Raw genomic sequence first — 1,915 nt, 5'->3', positions numbered from 1 at the left:
TGATCGACCAGGTCGCGGTGGCCGCATGGTCGATGTCGCTCGAGCTGAACTGGCCACTGACGCTGAGGGTGCTGTCTTCCTGCACCGCACCGGCATCGTTGCTGCTGGCGAAGCTGAGCACCGGCGCATCGTTGCTGCCGGTGACCGTCACGGTCACCTGCTGGGTGTCGACGCCGCCGAGGCCGTCGCTGACCTGCACGCTGAACACTTCGTTATGGCTCTCGCCGGCCTGCAGCGATTGCACGGCACTGGCGACACCATCGGTGCCGTTGGCCAACGTGTAGGTCCATTGGCCCGTGCTGTCGACGGCGATCGAGCCGTAGCTGCCGGTGTTTGACCCGGCAATGCTCCAGGTCGCGGTGGCGGCATGATCGATGTCGCTTGAACTGAACTGGCCGCTGACGCTGAGGGTGCTGTCTTCCTGCACCGCACCGGCATCGTTGCCCGACGCGAAGCTGAGCACCGGCGCATCGTTGCTGCCGGTGACGGTGACGGTCACTTGCTGGGTGTCGACACCGCCGAGGCCATCGCTGACCTGCACGCTGAACACTTCGTTATGAGTCTCGCCGACCTTCAGCGATTGCACCGCACTGGCGACGCCATCGGTGCCATTGGCCAACGTGTAGGTCCATTGGCCCGTGCTGTCGACGGCGATCGAGCCATAGCTGCCAGTGTTGGACCCGGCGATGCTCCAGGTGGCGGTGGCCGCATGATCAATGTCGGTCGAACTGAACTGGCCACTGACGCTGAGGGTGGTGTCTTCCTGCACGGCACCGGCATCGTTGCCCGACGCGAAGCTGAGCACCGGCGCATCGTTGCTGCCGGTGACCGTCACGGTCACCTGCTGGGTGTCGACGCCGCCGAGGCCGTCGCTGACCTGCACGCTGAACACTTCGTTATGAGTCTCGCCGACCTTCAGCGATTGCACCGCACTGGCGACGCCATCGGTGCCGTTGGCCAGGGTGTAAGTCCATTGACCGGTGCCGTCCACCGCGATCGAGCCATAGCTGCCAGTGTTGGACCCGGCAATGCTCCAGGTGGCGGTGGCCGCGTGGTCGATGTCGCTCGAGCTGAATTGGCCGCTGACGCTGAGGGTGGTGTCCTCCTGCACGTTGCCGGCATCGTTGCCGCTGGCGAAGCTGAGTACGGGKGCGTCGTTGCTGCCGGTGACAGTSACRGTCACCTGCTGGGTGTCGACSCCRCCGAGGCCATCGCTGACCTGCACGCTGAACACTTCGTTATGACTCTCGCCGGCTTTCAGTGATTGCACGGCACTGGCGACGCCATCGGTGCCGTTGGCCAACGTGTAGGTCCATTGGCCCGTGCTGTCGACGGCGATCGAGCCGTAGGTGCCGGTATTGGACCCGGCAATGCTCCAGGTCGCGGTGGCGGCATGATCGATGTCGCTTGAACTGAACTGGCCGCTGACGCTGAGCGTGGTGTCTTCCTGCACCGCGCCGGCATCGTTGCCGTTGGCGAAACTGAGTACGGGTGCGTCGTTGCTGCCGGTGACGGTGACAGTCACCTGCTGGGTGTCGACCCCGCCGAGGCCATCGCTGACCTGCACGCTGAACACTTCGTTATGAGTCTCGCCGGCCTGCAACGACTGCACCGCACTGGCAACGCCATCGGTGCCGTTGGCCAGGGTGTAAGTCCACTGGCCCGTGCTGTCGACGGCGATCGAGCCGTAAGTACCGGTATTGGACCCGGCGATGCTCCAGGTGGCGGTGGCCGCATGATCAATGTCGGTCGAGCTGAATTGGCCACTGACGCTGAGGGTGCTGTCCTCCTGCACGGCGCCGACATCGTTGCCGCTCGCGAAACTGAGCACCGGTGCATCGTTGCTGCCGGTGACGGTGACAGTCACCTGCTGGGTGTCGACACCGCCCAGGCCGTCGCTGACCTGGATGGTGAA

At 64.7% G+C, this 1,915-nt stretch carries 1 protein-coding gene; it reads right to left on the bottom strand.

Going from position 1 to position 1,915, the window contains the following annotated elements; genetic code table 11:
* On the bottom strand, positions 1-1,915 hold a 1,915-nt coding region (locus AC1DLB_RS28890), incomplete at both ends, for a VCBS domain-containing protein (protein ID WP_477786177.1).

The sequence above is a fragment of the Pseudomonas sp. 05N434 genome (assembly GCF_056396965.1).
Note: the sequence above shows the minus strand (reverse complement) of the source record. Positions and strands in the feature narration are given on the sequence as shown.